Consider the following 18,252-nt stretch of genomic DNA (forward strand, 5'->3'; position numbering starts at 1 on the left):
TACGATAGTATAGGCAACTTTGAGCGAACACTCGATAGTATTTTTGCAGAAGTGAATGGATAAGGTAAAAGCTGTGATTAAGAATATATTGATCGATCTCGATGGAACATTAACAGATCCAAAAGTTGGCATTACCACTTCAGCACGCTATGGACTGGCGAAAATTGGACATCCCATTTCGGATGAGACCAATATCGATTGGATCATTGGACCACCTTTGAAAGCCTCTTTGGCCAAAATCCTCAATGTCGATGTGCATAATGTACTTGCAGATCAGGCTTTACTTGGTTATCGCGAGCGCTTTGCAGTGACCGGCTTATTTGAAAATAAAGTGTATCCTGCGGTTGCCGACACTCTAGCAACTTTACAACAGCAAGGTTTTCGCTTGTATGTTGCTACAGCAAAGCCGACGGTCTATGCCCGCCAAATTTTAGAACATTTTGATTTGGCACAATATTTTACTGTGATCTATGGCAGTGAACTGAACGGTGAGCGCACCAACAAAGGCGATTTAATTGAATACATTTTGCAGCAAGAACAGTTGGATGCGAAGGAATGTGTGATGGTGGGAGACCGTGAATACGATATTTTAGGTGCACGCCGTAATGCAGTGCCGAGTATTGCTGTGAGCTATGGTTATGGTAGTGCAGAAGAAATTCAAACGGCTGCACCGGCTCTGGTGATTGATCGTTTTAACGATTTGATTTCGAGTATTGAGCAATTGCAGCAGCAGAAAGTGTCGTAGTTGCACCGAACCTAATGAATGATGCTGATTATTTAAAGATAATCAGCAAAATGAGCAAGATCAGCCCACAGAAAAACCATTTGAGCAAAGGTGACTCATCATTTTTGATGGTTTCTGCTTCGAGTGCCATACCATGTTTGTCGTAAACAAATACAAAATGTGCATTTGCGCTTAGTGCCATTTCTTGAATGGCTCGTAGCTCGAGTGCGCTGACTTCTTCACTTAAGCGTTCTTTTAACTGAATAAAAATAACCGGCTGTCCAAACTCATACCACTTGAAGTGGATCTGTTGTATGAGTTGGTTGAAGCACTGTTCTGCAACATGATAGTTTCGGACAAAACTTCCGCGTTCTATAAACGCCAGAGGGCAGTTTTGTTCAGCTACAATTTGATGATCACGCGTTAAAATTTGCATTTGATCATAATGGATCTGTACCCAAACAGCGTCAGGAAAAGACGCTAATTTTTCTTTTAACATCACTTTTCGGTTTCATTATTTTTTTAATTACTAGCAGTATGTCATTAAAATTTAGAGAAAAATATAGCTGAGATATAAAAAACACATTGATCTATCGAGTTTTTATCTTAAAACGTCTTTCGCAGTTTTGTCACTTTGAATTTTTACTTCCATAATTGAAATATCTAACGCTTAAGTAGGTTTTTAAAGCCATTATCCCTTTTCTAGAAAACTGTATCTCATCTGATTTATGTAATCGACCTTGTAACTATTTCAGGCTTTTGAAAAAATTCAGACAGAAAATAATAAAGCTGAATGCTATGTCCAAATCATTTTTATTCCCTAGTCAGTGGCTCAAACCTTTGCACCCACGTGATCCACATGAGCATCATCGTGTCGCGACCTCTTTAGAATTGCTTTTTGACTTGATCTTTGTTGTCGCGATCGCAACCGCAGGGCAGCAACTGCATCATGCCATTGTTGAAAATCATTTGGCTCAGGGTTTAACGCTGTATGGCATGGTGTTTTTTGCTTTGTGGTGGGCGTGGATGAACTTTAGTTGGTTTGCCTCGGCATATGATAATGATGATGCGCTCTATCGAATCTTAACTTTTGTACAGATTATTGGTTCTTTGGTCATTGCTGCAGGTATTCCAAGCGCATTTCAAAAGCAGGATTTTGACGTAATTGTGATTGGTTATGCCATTATGCGTCTAGGCTTAGTTACGCAGTGGTTTCGCGTTGCAAAGCATGATCTGTCCCGTCGGAAAACTGCATTACGTTATGCTTTTGGCATCATACTGGTACAAGTCGGGTGGCTGCTCTTTCATTTTTCACCGCTGCATTTCACCGTTTATCTTTTCATTTTGCTCGCAATTGCTGAACTGTCTGTGCCAGTTTTTGCAGAGGCTGCAAGCCGTACACCGTGGCATGCGCATCATATTGCAGAGCGATATTCACTGCTCACCATTATCGTTTTAGGCGAATCTATTGTTGGATGCTCGATTGCCATAACCGATGCATTAACAAATCAGCGTTTTAGTACTGAACTGATCTTTTTGATGGTAGGCGGCCTGATGATGATGTTCACCATGTGGTGGTCTTATTTTGATACCAGTATTGCAGAGCGTTTAAATAGCCGCAAAATGGCATTTACTTGGGGGTATGGACATTTCTTTGTCTTTATTAGTATCGCGGCGATTGGTGCAGGTTTAGCTGCCGCAGTCGATGTGGTTTCGCATGAGGCACTGATTAGTTCTGAAAAAGAAAGCTACTTTGTAGCGATCAGCCTCGTGATTTATACGACAAGTTTATATTTACTCCATGAATTGCATCATCAAAGTGGTTTTAGAAAACTTTTATATCCTTTAACCGTGGTGATTGTTTTGTGTATTCCGTTGTTTATTACTCCTGCAGGTTATGCGATATTTGCGATGGCTGTGGTATATGCATTGAGATTGATGTTTACAAAATGCTATTTGGCAAGATAAGTTAATGATATGATATTCATCAATAATTCGTTATATTGCTGATGAAAATAACGTCCAAGAATCATCAAATAAAGATAAAACATAGAGGATTATATGAAAGGGCAAATACTAGATTTTTCTGTTCAAAATAATACAGGCATCATCAGCGGAGATGATCAGAATCGTTATCAATTTTCTGGAAGCGATTGGAAAGGACAAACTGTTCCTGCTCGTGGACAATTTGTTGATTTTGAGACAAGTGGAATGGGTTACGCAACCGATATTTACTTAGTCGCTGTGCCGAATGCTTTAGGCACGCAATACGGTCAAAAGAGTCGAATTGTTGCTGCACTCTTAGCATTCTTCCTTGGTGGATTTGGTATCCATAAATTCTATTTGGGTCGTATTGGATGGGGGATTGTGTATCTACTATTCTGTTGGACCTTTATTCCATCCATTGTTGCTTTTATTGAATTTATTATTTATCTATGCACTTCAGATGAAGATTTTGCACGTAAATATGGCTAAATTTTTGTGTTAAAAGATAAGGCGCATTGTGCGCCTTATTTTATTGTTGCAGATCTCTAGCGGGTTGACCCCATTGGTTGTTCTCGGCTTTGGTGTCTGTAGCCCACCAGATAATCAGTGGGATGATCCCAATGATTGTGAGCATTAAAAGTTGCCACCAACCTGAACGTCCTGTGTCATGTAGTCGACGTGCGCCAACAGCTAAGCTAGGAATGAGTAAAACGATATTAGTAATATTTTCTAGCCAAGGTTCACTGCCAATAACGAAATCGCAAACAGAGGCAAGTATAATGACCAATATACAAAATAGCCAAAAGAACCAGAACTCTTTACGTCGAGCACGTCCTTCAAATTCAGCAAACTTTTTCAGTGGTTTGAATGACCACGCGAAAAAGTCATAGTTTTCCTCTTCTTCACTGTAGTTTGTTCGCGTATTGGTGGAAAAACTTTGTTGGCGTAATGCAATATAGACTTGAATCGCTTGCCCACTTTCATCCAAAGCAAAATCAACCTGTTCTCCACGTGTAGGTGGTCTTTGACCTCGCCATTCATGACCAGCAAATTGATAGTGTTTTCCATCTTCAGCACTAATCACCCCAGTATTAGTTTGAATCGAAAAATCTAGTATTTGTCCTTTCATATTTTTCCTGAGTTAATGTGCTGTTGATAGGGTGGCTACATAAATAGTAGCCACGATTTTTTATTTATTTTGCAGGTTGTCCCCATTGGTTTACTTCAGGTTTAGTTTCCGTTGCAAGCCAAATTAGGACTAAAATCGGTCCAACGAGTGGAATCATTTGTATTAACCAATACCAACCGGATTTATTAATATCATGTAAACGACGTACTGCAACAGAAAGGGACGGAATAACCATTGCTAAGATGAAAATACCAGTGAATATTCCTTTGGTCCTAAGCACTGAATCGACAATCAGAGTAATAATCATTGCGATAAGATAGACCAATACAAAATACCAATATTCTTTACGGCGTGCACGTCCAGTAAAGTTGGCATAATTTTTTAGACATTTGACAAACCAATCAATCATGTTGAATTGTGATTCAGCTTGGTCTTGGTTTGAAATTTTATCGAGTTGCTGTGAAATTTGTTGAATATGATTGCTGCTGCCAAGTGCATTGAATACTTGAACAGCTTGACCTTCTGGACTGATATCGAAATCTACATGATCGCCGCGTTTAGGTGTATTTTGGCCACGCCATTCTGCACCTGTAAACTCATAACGGTTTTGATCATCTCCACTGATGATGCCTGAATTAGTTTGTACTGAATAATCTAATATCTGACCTTTCATTCTGTCCTCTTTTATTATGTGATTTTTATTAATTGATGTATTTTTATACCGTTTTATATTAGCAGAATATGAATTAAATTAAATGCATAGATTTGCTTGGGTGAATGAAATTCTTCATAAAAAAAGCGGAACACTTTGGTTCCGCTTTTGATATTTCGCTGAAAAATTTATTACCAGCTTAATGCACCACCAGTTTGGTAGTCAGTTACGCGAGTTTCAAAGAAGTTCTTCTCTTTACGTAAGTCCATCATTTCTGACATCCACTGGAATGGGTTATTCACGCCAGCAAATTGTTCAGGCAAGCCCAATTGGCTTAAACGACGGTTACAGATGAACTTCAAGTATTCTTCCATCATGCCTGCATTCATACCCAATACACCGCGTGGCATCGTGTCACGTGCATATTCGATTTCAAGCATTGTACCTTCAAGAATCATTTGAATGATTTCTTCTTGGAACTCAGCAGTCCATAGGTGAGGGTTCTCGATCTTGATTTGGTTGATCATGTCGATACCAAAGTTCAAGTGCATAGATTCATCACGTAAGATGTATTGGAATTGCTCAGCAACACCATTCATCTTGTTACGACGACCCATAGACAAGATTTGGCTGAAACCACAGTAGAAGAAGATACCTTCAAGTACGCAGTAGAACGCGATCAAGTTGCGAAGCAAGATTTGGTCGTTTTCAGGTGTACCTGTTTTGAACGTAGGATCACTTAAAGATTGTGTATATTTCAGACCCCAAGCTGCTTTACGAGCCACTGAAGGAATTTCACGGTACATGTTGAAGACTTCGCCTTCGTCCATACCTAAAGATTCGATACAGTATTGGTAAGCGTGCGTGTGAATCGCTTCTTCAAATGATTGACGTAAGATGTACTGACGGCATTCAGGGTTGGTAATGTGACGGTAGATTGCAAGAACCAAGTTGTTTGCAACCAATGAATCCGCAGTCGAGAAGAAACCTAAAGAACGCATAACAATGGTACGCTCATCTTCGGTTAAGCCATTTTCAGACTTCCAAAGTGCGATGTCATGGTTCATGTTCACTTCTTGCGGCATCCAGTGGTTTGCACAACCGTCTAGATATTTTTGCCAAGCCCATTCGTATTTGAACGGTACAAGTTGGTTTAAGTCAGCGCGGCAGTTGATCATCGCTTTATCATCAACTTGAACACGCTGAGCACCCATTTCTAGCTCTTCTAAGCCCGGTGCAACGTCTAGATTTTCTAGAGCGTTAGATGCTCTTGCCAACGGATCGGTTGGATCTGTTGGTCGATTTGTACTGGTTCGAGCGGGTTGTGCAGCTGCCAAATTCGGCGATGAGTGCTGTGCATTAGATACCACTTGCGAATCAGTCGTTTTTTGCGGTTCGACGGGCGCAGGCTGGTGAGCTTGTGCAGCTTGTTTCGGTTCATCATCTTCGAAATCGTCCCAACTTAGGATAGACATAACAGTTCTCTCTTCGTTGCTTTATATCTTTTATAGACATCCAGCGTCGCTGAGATGTCCTACTATACGCTCAATTTGTGTAAGCAAAATTAAGTTTTGTCGATCACTGCTCTAAAAGTGTTCGGTAGAGCAAATATCCCCACTACTTATTTTGATTACGCGATTTATATGCCTTGAACCAGAAATAGGCGATCGGGACATAAAAAGTCAAAATAAAGGAAACCACCAAAGCAATAAGCCCTAACTGATAGTTATGCGTCATATGTGGCATGGTGGTGTCCTTTTTTTACTTCAAATAAATATTTCAGTTTCTGTGCTAAAGCCATGCATAGGTTCAACTAAGCATGGCTTTCTAAAAAAAATCAGATTAGTCACTGTCAGCTTTGATAGCGGTAATTAGAGCTGTAAGTACAGCCATAAATAGTATTGCTAAAATAAGGAAGACTAGGCCAATAACAAAGAAAACTGAGACATTCATTACTGACAAGCCTCACAATCAGGATTATCAATTGAACATGCTTGTGGCACTGGCGCTGCATTTGCAAAACCGTCTTCCTCTGCAGGAACTTCTGGTTTTGCTTCAGGTGCTGCGACCGCGGCAACAGGAGCTGCTACAGTTGCAGGTTTAACTGCATTTAACGCACCTGTGTTAATGGTTGATTTCTCAGCAGAAGTCGCACCCAATGCACGTAGGTAGTAAGTGGTTTTTAGACCACGTAACCATGCCATTTTGTACGTCATATCAAGTTTCTTACCGTTTGCACCAGAGATGTAAAGGTTAAGAGACTGAGCTTGGTCGATCCATTTTTGACGACGTGATGCAGCATCAACAATCCAACGTGGCTCAACTTCGAACGCAGTCGCGAAGATTGCTTTCAGCTCTTCAGGAATACGTGCAATTTTTTGCACTGAACCTTCAAAGTGTTTCAGGTCATTGACCATCACAGAATCCCAAAGACCGCGATCTTTTAACGCACGTACTAGGTACGGGTTGATCACTGTGAATTCACCAGAAAGGTTAGATTTCACATACAAGTTTTGGAAAGTTGGTTCGATTGACTGTGATACGCCACAAATGTTCGAAATGGTTGCAGTCGGTGCAATCGCCATCACGTTTGAGTTACGCATACCGTCTTTTTGAACTTTAGTACGTAAAGTATCCCAGTCCAAACGTGTTGTACGGTCAACTTCGAACATACGGTCAGGACGTGCTTTTTGTACGATATCTAAAGAGTCAATTGGCAAGATACCTTGATCCCAAAGTGAACCTTTAAATGTCTCGTAAGTACCACGTTCAAGTGCCAAGTCGCTAGATGTTTGAATCGCGTAGTAAGAAATCACTTCCATCGATTCATCAGCGAACTCAACCGCAGCATCAGAACCATAAGCCAATTTCATTTCGTATAAAGCATCTTGGAAGCCCATGATACCCATACCCACTGGACGGTGTTTCAAGTTCGAGTTACGAGCTTGTGGAACAGCGTAGTAGTTGATGTCAATTACGTTGTCGAGCATTCGAACAGCAGTTTTAACTGTACGAGCAAGCTTTTCACGATCTAACACACCGCCTTGAACGTGTTGTACAAGGTTGATTGAACCTAAGTTACATACTGCGATTTCATCTTCGTTAGTGTTCAGCGTAATTTCTGTACACAAGTTAGAAGAGTGAACTACACCAACGTGTTGTTGTGGTGAACGTAAGTTACATACGTCTTTGAATGTGATCCAAGGGTGACCAGTTTCAAACAACATAGACAACATTTTGCGCCATAAGTCTTTCGCACGGACTTTCTTATGTAGCATGTTGGTTTCTTTCGCAATGCCTTCATAGTAAGCATAGCGTTCAGCAAATTCTGCACCTGTTAGGTCATGCAAATCAGGTGTTTCAGATGGTGTGAACAGAGTCCATTCAGCATCTTCGAATACACGTTGCATAAACAAGTCAGGAACCCAGTTCGCTGTGTTCATGTCGTGTGTACGACGACGGTCATCACCTGTGTTCTTACGAAGTTCTAGGAATTCTTCGATGTCCAAGTGCCAAGTTTCAAGGTATGCACATACTGCACCTTTACGTTTACCACCTTGGTTGACTGCAACAGCAGTATCGTTGGCAACTTTAAGGAACGGTACAACACCTTGTGACTTACCATTTGTACCTTTGATGTACGAGTTAAGCGCACGAACTGGTGTCCAGTCATTACCTAAACCACCCGCCCATTTAGACAACATTGCGTTATCACGCATTGCGCCATAAATGTTGTAAAGGTCATCTGAAATCGTTGTTAAGTAACAGCTAGATAACTGTGGACGTAAAGTACCAGAGTTAAATAGAGTAGGCGTAGACGCCATGTAATCGAAGCTAGACAATAAGTTATAGAATTCGATTGCACGTTCTTCACGGTTTGCTTCGTTCAATGAAAGACCCATTGAAACACGCATGAAGAATAATTGTGGTAATTCGAAACGTACACCATCTGAGTGGATGAAGTAACGGTCAAATAAAGTTTGTAGACCTAAATAAGTAAATTGGTTTGAGCGTTCTGGTTGAATCGCAGCAGCCAATTTTGCAAGGTCAAAGTTAAGAAGTTCTGGAGAAAGAAGATCAAGCTCGATACCTTTCTTCAAGAAAGTTTCTAAAGCGTCGCCTTCATTCGTGTCACTATCTAAACCTAAGAACTCTAACCCTGTAGCAACAAGGTCGTTACGCAATAAACGCGCAGTCACATATGTATAGTTTGGTTCTTGTTCGATACGTGTACGAGTAGCCATCATCATGGTCGTTGAGATGTCTGACTCTTTTACGCCGTTATAAAGGTTTTTTACAGTCTCATCGATAATCGCTCGAACATCGATGCCTTCTAAACCTTCAGCTGCTTTAACAATATTTGCCTCAAGCGCGCCAAGATCAAGCGGTTTAAGCTGACCGTTTGAACCCGTTACTTGTAACGTAGGGTGGTGGTGAGCACCAGTTTGTTTACGAGCTTCGGCACGTTGTTCGCGGTAAATCACGTAAGAGCGAGCAACTTTTTGCTCACCTGTACGCATAAGCGCAAGTTCAACCTGATCCTGAATTTCTTCAATATGAATGGTACCGCCAGAAGGTAAACGACGGTTAAAGGTATTCAATACCATCTCAGTTAATTGAGAGATACGGTCATGAATACGGCTGGAGTCAGCGCTTTGCTGGCCTTCAACGGCCAAGAACGCTTTACCAATCGCCACAGAGATTTTTTCTGCATCAAAAGGTGCAACGTCACCGGTGCGTTTAATCACCTGAATTTGACCAGGGGTTGAATTCGTTACGCTCATGCTAGCATAGCTCCATTTGTCATCTATTTTTATGTTAGGACCGTTTGAACTGGGCAATTTTTATGCCACAGTGTTTGAGGTTTAAACACAAGACCTAGTGGTTTAAAAATTTATTGAACACAAGATACGGGAAAATTCAGGGTATATCAATATTGACATTTTACTAAATGCTTTGAACTTTTCTGGCAGAAATCCATCTCAAAAAATCCCTATTTTTTATCTTTGTTATATATGCCTTATCCGACAAGGGCATAGCATAGCAAAGTCGAAAAAGAGTGCTTATAGATAACATTGTGGATAACTTCAGAAAGCCTAAAAAGTTGTGAATTAATCAGTCAGTTTTTATTCGATGAAAATGTATCCAAATTTATAATTGTTGGTATTGTGAGCAATAGGGCATGGAAATGATTGGTAAATACGGCTGCAAAAATGTAGCAGGTTAAAATTTATTACAAAATACGATATTGATGTATCAGTTTGGTGAATGCCATCTTGTTTACAATGTAAACGTGTGTATATTGCAAACTATGTTTAAGCGTATCTATCGGATTTCAAATAGGATACGCCCAATCAAATAAGGGGCAATCAATGAGCCAAGAAGAAAAGTTACCTAAAATTTTAATTGTTGAAGACGATGAGCGTCTTGCTCGTTTAACTCAAGAATACTTAATCCGTAACGGACTTGAAGTTGGGGTAGAACCAGACGGTAATCGTGCGATTCGCCGTATTATCGCTGAACAACCAGATATGGTATTACTCGACGTGATGCTTCCGGGTGCCGATGGTTTAACCATTTGTCGTGAAGTTCGTCCACACTACCATCAACCAATTTTAATGTTGACTGCACGTACCGAAGACATGGACCAAGTGTTGGGTCTAGAAATGGGTGCAGATGATTATGTTGCAAAACCTGTTCAACCTCGCGTTTTACTTGCGCGTATTCGTGCATTATTACGTCGTACAGACAAAGCACCAGAAGATGAGGTTGCACAGCGCATCGAATTTGATGATCTTGTAATTGATAATGGTGGTCGTTCTGTCACACTTAATAATGAGTTGGTTGACTTTACCAGTGCAGAATATGACCTTTTATGGTTGTTGGCATCTAATGCGGGTCGCATTCTTTCTCGTGAAGATATTTTTGAGCGTCTGCGTGGTATTGAATACGATGGTCAAGACCGTTCAATTGACGTGCGTATCTCGCGAATTCGTCCAAAAATTGGTGATGATCCAGAAAACCCGAAACGCATTAAGACCGTACGTAGTAAAGGTTATTTATTCGTAAAAGAAACCAACGGCATTTAATGTAAAATACCGTCCCTTAGTTTGGCAAAGTAGGACACTTTTACGTGTTTAAACACAGTATATTTTTGCGCGTTTATGCGGGGCTACTGATTTTAGTCTTTTTAGTCGCTACATTTGGCTATTTGCTGGTGCAAATCATAAACTACCAGCGCGCGCAAGAATATCGTGAATCGCTTACTGACGGTTTGGCTTTCATTATAAGTGAAGGTATTGCACGTCAGCCAAATGAACAACAAAAGTCAGATTGGGTGTCAGATGCATCCGATCTACTTGAGTTGCCTATTTATTATGTAAAAGCTAATCAGGTTGATTTAACCCGAGCAGAAACAAAACGTATAGAAGAGCGTAAAGCTGTAGTGCGTTGGGACGCACAAACCACAGCAGCTTATATTATTATTGGCTTAAAAGATGACCCTGCACATCTACTGTATATAAAAGCTGATAATATTTCAGAACGCCAAATGAAAGCATTGCCTGTATTTATACTGGATTATTTGGTGTATTACCCAGGTCAAGAAAAACAATATCTTGAAAAAATCCAACATCATTTTTCTTATCCAATTTCAATTCAAAATGTTCAAAGTTTACCTTTAGACTCTGAGCAAATCGGCCGACTACGTTTAGATCACAGCATTATTTTGTATCGTGATAGTGCGACTGAGCGCGGCACAACTATTTCGATCGTATCACCAATTCCAAGCTCAACTTCAGAAGTCTTGGTTATGGGGCCTGTGCCACTGTTTAATTGGATGCCTTTCCAGTTGGCAGCGGGTATTACGCTACTGAGCTTGTTTGTCTTGAGCTTGGGTGTTTATGGTCTATTGGTGCCGATGCAACGTAAGCTGCGTGCTGTAAATTATGCGTTAAATAAAATGAAGGGCGGGGACTTATCTGTACGTCTGCCTGTCGAAAGCACGGATGAGTTTGGTACTTTAGCATCGAGCTATAACTCCATGTCAGATCATATTGAGCGTTTAATTGAAGCACAGCGTGAGTTGATGCGCGCGGTATCGCATGAACTGCGGACACCCGTGGCACGTATTCGCTTTGGTGTAGAAATGATGGCGGATGAAGATGATTATGACTACCGTCAGCAGCAAGTCGAACAGATTGATAAAGATATTGAGGCTCTAAATACTTTAATTGATGAAATCATGACTTATGCCAAACTTGAGCAGGGCATGCCATCTTTAGAATTTGAAGATGTTAGCTTGTTTGAAGTTTTAGATCAGGTCTTGATTGAAACTGAAGCCTTAAAGACTGGGAAAACCTTGGAATTGCAAGCACCACCAATTGGAGTGGTTGTGGAAACCGAGCGTCGCTATTTACACCGTGTTGTACAAAACTTGGTGGGGAATGCAGTGCGATATTGTGACGATAAAGTGCTGATTAGTGGTGGTGTGAATGATGAAGGTATGGCTTATATCTGTGTTGAAGATGATGGCCCCGGCATTCCAGAAGAAGATCGTAAACGTATCTTTGATGCTTTTGCACGTTTAGATGATAGTCGCACTCGTGCCTCAGGGGGCTATGGTTTAGGCTTATCGATTGTTAGTCGCATTGCATATTGGTTTGGCGGGACTATTGATATTGATGAAAGTCCAATATTAGGCGGGGCGCGTTTCACCATGACATGGCCTGCAACTCGTTTTAAGAAAAATAAACCGAAGTTAGATGTTAAAGAACCGAGTACCAATGAAAATTAAGTAAGCTTAGATATGTAGCTAAGCTGATTTTAGTGAATGATAAGTATAAAAAGCCATTCAATTTGAATGGCTTTTTGATATCAGTTTTCTACTTATTCCGTAATTGTTGCATCGGGTTCAATAATAGGTTTGCCATTTTTTAATGCGGCAAGAGCATCTGCATTAAAATCGATGAGTAAGGAGTTGTTTTTAGCATCGATAGAATAATTGCTAATAAGTTTTTGATCACCGTTTAAAGTTTCAAGTTTATATTCATCTGCAATATTCATAATCCCGTTAAGGTTGGTTGTTGCAGAAGCTAAATCTTGTCGTAACAACTCATAGATATCACGTAAATCAAAAATGGCATTTTGAGCATCAGGATGCTTATCTAAGTAGCTTTTAATATGGTGAATCACCAATTGCGCAGATAGAAAATAATCAGGTTTATGCGTAAATTCTAAAGTCATTATTGTCTCTCCGTTGTGATTGCTTTTTGTGTTTTAACTACAAATATCACACTCTTTGTGGGTCGTGTCAAAGAATTGCAAAAAAGTCACAAGAAGCTAAAAAAAGCCTTTTTTCTTTGTGCTAATTCAACTTGTTTTTCATTTTAGGGGAAAGATCAAAGCTAATAGATGGGATAAAAAAGGCAACCAATTTGAAACAAGATGGAATTTCTTTAATAAATGATACGGCCATGAAAATTTAATACATGAGCTAAAAGTTGAAGGATTTGTTCATGAAACTGAACAGTCATAATTTTCTGTTAAAATCACATAAATGTAATAATTAATAAAAAAATAAGATCTAATCTAATTAAACGATTAATCCTAAATTTAAGGGAGTAAACCCAATTTAAATGCTGAAATGATTAAAAAATCATCCTAAAGACGAATATCGATAAGCTAGCAAGAAGCCTCCTCAATCAGGTACAATTGGCGGGATTAATTTTGTGTTTGGTGTATTTGAAGGCCAATACATACATTCTTTGTTAATAAATAGGCCTGCCAGGAGTTATCCCCGCATGAGTGCCATTACTCCATACGATTGGGCAATTATTGCCTTCGTGATCGGCGTTACATTCCTTTGCGTCTTTATGCTGACCGTCCCTTTACTCCTTGGGGGTAAATCATGGGGTCGAGCTAAGCAAGAGCAGTTTGAGTCAGGTGTAGTAGGTGCTGGTGGTGCACGTATTCGCTTGTCTGCGAAATTCTATTTAGTTGCGATCTTCTTCGTTGTGTTCGATATCGAAGCACTTTACCTTTATGCATGGGCATCTTCTGTTCGTGAAACTGGGTGGGTTGGTTTTGCAGCTGCAGCAGTCTTTATTTTAGTTTTACTTGCTGGTTTGGTTTATGAATTGTCTTCTGGTGGTTTAAATTGGTCACCTTCTGACAAGCGTAAAGCGGCGGGAATTAAACCTAAAATTGGCTCGCCAAATATGGATATCGCAGAAATCACACGCTTTAACTCTATTGAAGAGTTGGTTATGGACCCTACAGGTCAAATTCCAGCGCAATCATCTGGTCGTGTGAAATCTAAGTCACCGACTGCATCATCTGACAAGGAGTAAGACGGGATGAAATATACATTAACCCGTGCGAATCCGGATGCTGATCAATATCCACTTCAAGAGCGTCAAATCGTTACCGATCCGCTTGAAGAAGAAGTGAATAAAAATGTGTTCATGACTCGTTTAGAGGATGTTGCACATACAGCAGTAAACTGGGGTCGTAAAAACTCAGTTTGGCCGTTCAACTTTGGTACATCTTGCTGCTACGTAGAGTATGCAACGACTTTAACAGGCGTGCATGACTTGTCACGTTTCGGTGCCGAGGTTATTCGTGCTTCACCACGTCAAGCTGACTTGATGATTGTTGCAGGTACATGCTTCATGAAAATGGCGCCTGTAATTCAACGTTTGTACGAGCAAATGCTTGAGCCTAAATGGGTAATCTCAATGGGTGCATGTGCAAACTCTGGTGGTATGTACGACATTTATTCAGTTGTACAAGGTGTGGATAAAATCATCCCTGTCGATGTGTATATCCCGGGTTGCCCACCACGTCCTGAAGCTTTAATTCAGGCATTGATGTTATTGCAAGACCAGATTCAACTTGAGCGCCGTCCTTTATCGGCCGTGATTGGTGATGATCTTAAGCCAGTGTATAAGCCAAAGATGATGCCAGAACGTGACCGTAAGAACGCACAGCGTATTGCAGTGAAAAACTTACGCTCAATGGATGAAATTAAATAATCACTGCGACGAAATATTGATACACCCGGACTGGGTGTAATTGTCGTTTTGATTGACTGAATTTGTATTAAATAGGAAGCCAAGCCAATGGCTGAAACTGACATTGCTATGCCAGAATCAACTCCAGTTGATTCCCGCCCTGCATTTGCAATTGTAGAAGAGCTCAAAACCAAATTTGGTGAGAACTTCTACGTGCAAACGACTTTTGAAGACTTTCCAACAGTCTGGGTTGAGCGCGCACGTGTACAAGAAGTTTTAATGTTCTTGCGTACGGTGTCACGTCCATACGTGATGCTGTTTGACTTGTCTGCGGTTGATGAGCGTTTACGTACACACCGCGATGGTCTGCCTGCATCTGACTTCACTGTGTTCTATCACTTGTTATCGTTAGAGCGTAACAGTGATATTCGTATCAAGGTTGCATTAGCTGAGAATGATGTAAACATTCCAACGGCAACGAATATTTGGCCTAATGCCAACTGGTACGAACGTGAAGCTTACGACATGTTCGGTATCAACTTCGAAGGGCATCCAATGCTCCGTCGTATCTTGTTGCCAACATATTGGGAAGGTCACCCGTTACGTAAAGAATATTCTGCGCGTGCGACTGAATACACGCCTTATCGCCAAAACCAAGCGAAACAGGATTACGAACAAGAACATCTTCGTTTCGTACCTGAAGATTGGGGTATGAAGCGTGGGAACGATGATGAAGACTTCATGTTCCTAAACTTGGGTCCTAACCATCCATCTGCGCACGGTGCCTTCCGTGTAATCTTGCAGTTGGACGGTGAAGAAGTGAAAGACTGTGTTCCTGACATCGGCTATCACCACCGTGGAGTGGAAAAAATGGCTGAGCGTCAAACATGGCACTCATTCATTCCATATACAGACCGTGTTGACTACTTAGGTGGTTGTGCGCAAAACATGCCTTACGTTCTTGGCGTAGAGCAAATGGCAGGGATTACCGTTCCTGATCGTGCACAATGTATCCGTGTCATGATGTCTGAATTGTTCCGTATCAATAACCACTTATTGTTCATTGGTACTGCGATTCAGGATGCCGGCGGTATGACCCCAGTATTCTATATGTTCGCTGACCGTCAAAAAATCTATGACGCGATCGAAGCGATCACGGGTTACCGTATGCACCCAGCATGGTTCCGTATCGGTGGTACAGCGCACGACTTGCCAAACAACTGGCAGCACCTCATTCGCGAAATCCTAGATTGGATGCCGAAGCGTATGAACGAGTACTACACTGCGGCACTGAAAAACTCAGTGTTTATCGGTCGTACCCGTAATGTTGCTCAGTATGATGCAAAATCAGCATTGGCTTGGGGTGTAACAGGTACAGGTCTACGTGCTACAGGTATTGATTTCGACGTTCGTAAATACCGTCCTTATAGCGGCTACGAAAACTACGACTTCGATGTGCCTTTAGAGTACGAAGGCGATGCTTATGCACGTGTTCTTGTTCACTTCCGTGAAATTGAAGAATCACTGAAAATCATCAAACAATGTTTAGACAACATGCCTTCTGGTGCATACAAAGCAGACCATCCATTGGCTGTTCCACCACCAAAAGATAAAACTTTACAAGACATCGAAACATTGATTACGCACTTCTTGAGCGTGTCATGGGGTCCTGTAATGCCAGCAGGCGAAAGCTCTGTAATGGCGGAAGTGGTAAAAGGTGCGTCGAACTACTACTTGACTTCAGACAAGTCAACGATGAGTTACCGTACACGTATCCGTACACCAACCTTCACGCACTTACAGCAAATGCCTTCTGTGATTAACGGCAGCTTAATGTCTGACTTAATCATTTATTTAGCGACAATTGACGTCGTAATGGCTGACGTGGATCGCTAAGGGGTAATCGCATTATGATGATTTTGACTGACAAAAAACCACGTGTGAACGTTGAAGGGATTTTAACTGCGGAAGAAATCCACGATATCGAACATCACATTGGTCACTATCCGTACCCACGCGCAGCATGTCTTGATGCGCTGAAGTGTGTACAACGCCGTAATGGCTGGGTAGATGATGCACAGATGAATGCTATTGCTCAATTGCTTAGCATGAGCCTTGCAGACTTAGAAGGTGTAGCAACTTTCTATAACCGTATTTACCGTCAACCAGTTGGTCGCCACGTAATTTTATTATGTGACTCGATTGCTTGCTTCTTGATGGGCGCGGAAACACTTGCTGAAGCATTCCAGCGTGAATTAGGCATTTCATTTGGTCAAACGACTGCAGATGGTCGCTTTACTTTATTGCCAATTTGCTGCCTAGGTAACTGTGACAAAGGTCCGACGTTAATGATTGACGAAGACACTCACGGTCTAGTTGAAGTGACTTCAATTAAACAGTTATTGGAGAAGTATGTATGAATACTGAACCAAAACCAATTTATGGCGACGGTAACCCAGAAACTCACCCATTAACTTGGCGTTTGAGCAAACAGGAACACGTTCGCAGTGCAGATGATTACGAAGCACTTGAAGGTTATGCAGGCTTTAAGAAAGCTGTTGGCATGCAACCGAAAGAAGTGCTTGAAGTAATCAAAGCTGCGACTGTAAAAGGTCGTGGTGGTGCGGGCTTCCCTGCAGGGATCAAATGGTCGCTTATGGCGCCAAATGATAACTCAGGCCCTCGTTACCTCATCTGTAATGCCGATGAAATGGAACCAGGTACCTTTAAAGACCGTCTGTTGATGGAAAAACTTCCTCATCAGTTGATCGAAGGTATGTTGATTGCTGCTTATACATTAGAAGCAACACAGGGTTATATCTTCATCCGTGGTGAATACATCGAAGCGGCTCAATACTTAAATGAAGCATTGGACCAAATTCGTGCCAAAGGTTACTTGGGTGAAAACATCTTAGGTACAGGTTGGAACTTCGAGTTACACGTGCATACTGGTGCGGGTCGTTATATCTGTGGTGAAGAAACTGCATTGATTAACTCGCTTGAAGGTCGCCGTGCGAACCCTCGTACTAAACCGCCATTCCCACAAGTTGCAGGTGCTTGGGGTCGTCCTACGATTGTTAACAACGTAGAGACTTACAACAACTTACCCGCAATTATGCTTCGTGGTCCTGAATGGTATATCGGTTTATCTGAAGGTAAGTCGAAAGATCCAGGTACTAAAATTTATGGCGCTTCAGGCAAAGTAAAATTCCCAGGTCTTTGGGAGCTTCCATTTGGTACAACTGCGCGTGAAGTGATTGAAGATCATGCGGGTGGTATGCGTGATGGTTTAAAACTCAAAGCATGGTTACCGGGTGGTGCTTCTACAGACTTCCTTGCTGCTGAACATATTGACCTTCCTATGGATGCGGAAAGCATCATGAAAGCAGGTTCACGTTTAGGTACGTGTTTGCTCATGGTGGTCGATGAAACTCAATGTATGGTTTCAGCAACCCGTAACCTAGAAGAATTCTTTGCGCGTGAATCATGTGGTTGGTGTACACCATGCCGTGATGGTTTACCTTGGGCGGTTAAAGCGCTTAAAGCACTGGAAGACGGTACAGGTAAGAAAGAAGATATCGATCACTTACAAGAACTGACTCGTAAGCTTTGGATTGGTAAAACTTTCTGTGCTCACGCTCCAGGTGCGATGGAACCACTTATGGGCGCACTCAAACATTTCCGTGGCGAGTTTGAAGCAAAAGTCGTAAATGCGGCAGCTCAAACTAGCAACGTAGAACAAGCTTAA

16 protein-coding genes are annotated in these 18,252 nt (G+C 41.4%); 10 read left to right on the forward strand and 6 right to left on the reverse strand.

Features of this window, described 5'->3' with window-relative positions:
- Positions 1–73 precede the first annotated feature (73 nt).
- Positions 74–745, forward strand: coding sequence for an HAD-IA family hydrolase (locus FTU75_RS00460; protein ID WP_180094442.1), 672 nt, complete (start codon positions 74–76; stop codon positions 743–745).
- 28 nt (positions 746–773) lie between these two features.
- Here the strand turns inward: FTU75_RS00460 and FTU75_RS00465 are convergent, their stop codons facing one another.
- On the reverse strand, positions 774–1,223 hold the full coding sequence (locus FTU75_RS00465) for a hypothetical protein (RefSeq protein WP_180114697.1): 450 nt from the start codon (positions 1,221–1,223) through the stop codon (positions 774–776).
- Between the two features lie 299 nt (positions 1,224–1,522).
- Between FTU75_RS00465 and FTU75_RS00470 the strand changes: the two genes are divergently transcribed.
- Positions 1,523–2,692 (forward strand): low temperature requirement protein A, encoded by a 1,170-nt coding sequence (locus FTU75_RS00470; protein WP_180114699.1) that lies wholly within the window; start codon positions 1,523–1,525, stop codon positions 2,690–2,692.
- Positions 2,693–2,785: 93 nt separating this feature from the next.
- Complete coding sequence (locus tag FTU75_RS18295; protein WP_228144741.1) at positions 2,786–3,199, forward strand: TM2 domain-containing protein; 414 nt, start codon at positions 2,786–2,788, stop codon at positions 3,197–3,199.
- 40 nt (positions 3,200–3,239) lie between these two features.
- Here FTU75_RS18295 and FTU75_RS00480 read toward each other — a convergent pair whose 3' ends face one another.
- The 4 genes from FTU75_RS00480 to FTU75_RS00495 all read right to left on the reverse strand — a co-directional run bounded on the left by FTU75_RS00480 (position 3,240) and on the right by FTU75_RS00495 (position 9,275).
- Positions 3,240–3,839, reverse strand: coding sequence for a DUF805 domain-containing protein (locus tag FTU75_RS00480; RefSeq protein ID WP_180004738.1), 600 nt, complete (start codon positions 3,837–3,839; stop codon positions 3,240–3,242).
- A 64-nt stretch (positions 3,840–3,903) separates the two neighbouring features.
- Positions 3,904–4,512 (reverse strand): DUF805 domain-containing protein, encoded by a 609-nt coding sequence (locus tag FTU75_RS00485; RefSeq protein ID WP_180078221.1) that lies wholly within the window; start codon positions 4,510–4,512, stop codon positions 3,904–3,906.
- Positions 4,513–4,682: 170 nt separating this feature from the next.
- Positions 4,683–5,966 carry a ribonucleotide-diphosphate reductase subunit beta gene (locus FTU75_RS00490; protein ID WP_078191110.1) on the reverse strand — a complete coding sequence of 428 codons (1,284 nt, stop codon included), beginning with the start codon at positions 5,964–5,966 and terminating at the stop codon, positions 4,683–4,685.
- Between the two features lie 477 nt (positions 5,967–6,443).
- A complete protein-coding gene (locus FTU75_RS00495; protein ID WP_180083537.1) occupies positions 6,444–9,275 on the reverse strand; it encodes a ribonucleoside-diphosphate reductase subunit alpha in 2,832 nt (943 codons plus the stop codon).
- Between the two features lie 588 nt (positions 9,276–9,863).
- Here FTU75_RS00495 and bfmR point away from each other — a divergent pair.
- Both bfmR and bfmS read left to right on the forward strand, forming a co-directional pair.
- On the forward strand, positions 9,864–10,580 hold the full coding sequence (gene bfmR / locus FTU75_RS00500) for a response regulator transcription factor BfmR (RefSeq protein WP_067764711.1): 717 nt from the start codon (positions 9,864–9,866) through the stop codon (positions 10,578–10,580).
- Between the two features lie 44 nt (positions 10,581–10,624).
- Positions 10,625–12,286, forward strand: a complete 1,662-nt coding sequence (bfmS, locus tag FTU75_RS00505) for a sensor histidine kinase BfmS (protein WP_180034533.1) — start codon at positions 10,625–10,627, stop codon at positions 12,284–12,286.
- Positions 12,287–12,378: 92 nt separating this feature from the next.
- Here the strand turns inward: bfmS and FTU75_RS00510 are convergent, their stop codons facing one another.
- Positions 12,379–12,735, reverse strand: coding sequence for a hypothetical protein (locus FTU75_RS00510; RefSeq protein WP_078192296.1), 357 nt, complete (start codon positions 12,733–12,735; stop codon positions 12,379–12,381).
- A gap of 557 nt (positions 12,736–13,292) precedes the next feature.
- Between FTU75_RS00510 and ndhC the strand changes: the two genes are divergently transcribed.
- The 5 genes from ndhC (at position 13,293) to nuoF (ending at position 18,252) form a co-directional block, all read left to right on the forward strand.
- Positions 13,293–13,841, forward strand: a complete 549-nt coding sequence (ndhC, locus tag FTU75_RS00515) for an NADH-quinone oxidoreductase subunit A (RefSeq protein ID WP_078192295.1) — start codon at positions 13,293–13,295, stop codon at positions 13,839–13,841.
- Positions 13,842–13,847: 6 nt separating this feature from the next.
- Entirely contained in the window at positions 13,848–14,525 is a 678-nt protein-coding gene (locus FTU75_RS00520; protein ID WP_078191105.1) for an NADH-quinone oxidoreductase subunit B family protein, read from the forward strand.
- Positions 14,526–14,612: 87 nt separating this feature from the next.
- A complete protein-coding gene (gene nuoC, locus FTU75_RS00525; RefSeq protein ID WP_078191104.1) occupies positions 14,613–16,400 on the forward strand; it encodes an NADH-quinone oxidoreductase subunit C/D in 1,788 nt (595 codons plus the stop codon).
- Positions 16,401–16,414: 14 nt separating this feature from the next.
- A complete protein-coding gene (gene nuoE / locus FTU75_RS00530) occupies positions 16,415–16,924 on the forward strand; it encodes an NADH-quinone oxidoreductase subunit NuoE (RefSeq protein ID WP_078191103.1) in 510 nt (169 codons plus the stop codon).
- The gene (nuoF, locus tag FTU75_RS00535; RefSeq protein ID WP_111884890.1) at positions 16,921–18,252 is read left to right on the forward strand and encodes an NADH-quinone oxidoreductase subunit NuoF; all 1,332 of its coding nucleotides are present in this window, start codon (positions 16,921–16,923) and stop codon (positions 18,250–18,252) included. Before nuoE ends, nuoF begins: the two co-directional genes overlap by 4 nt.

It is taken from the genome of Acinetobacter sp. YH12140, assembly GCF_013418475.1.
GTDB lineage: Bacteria > Pseudomonadota > Gammaproteobacteria > Pseudomonadales > Moraxellaceae > Acinetobacter > Acinetobacter amyesii.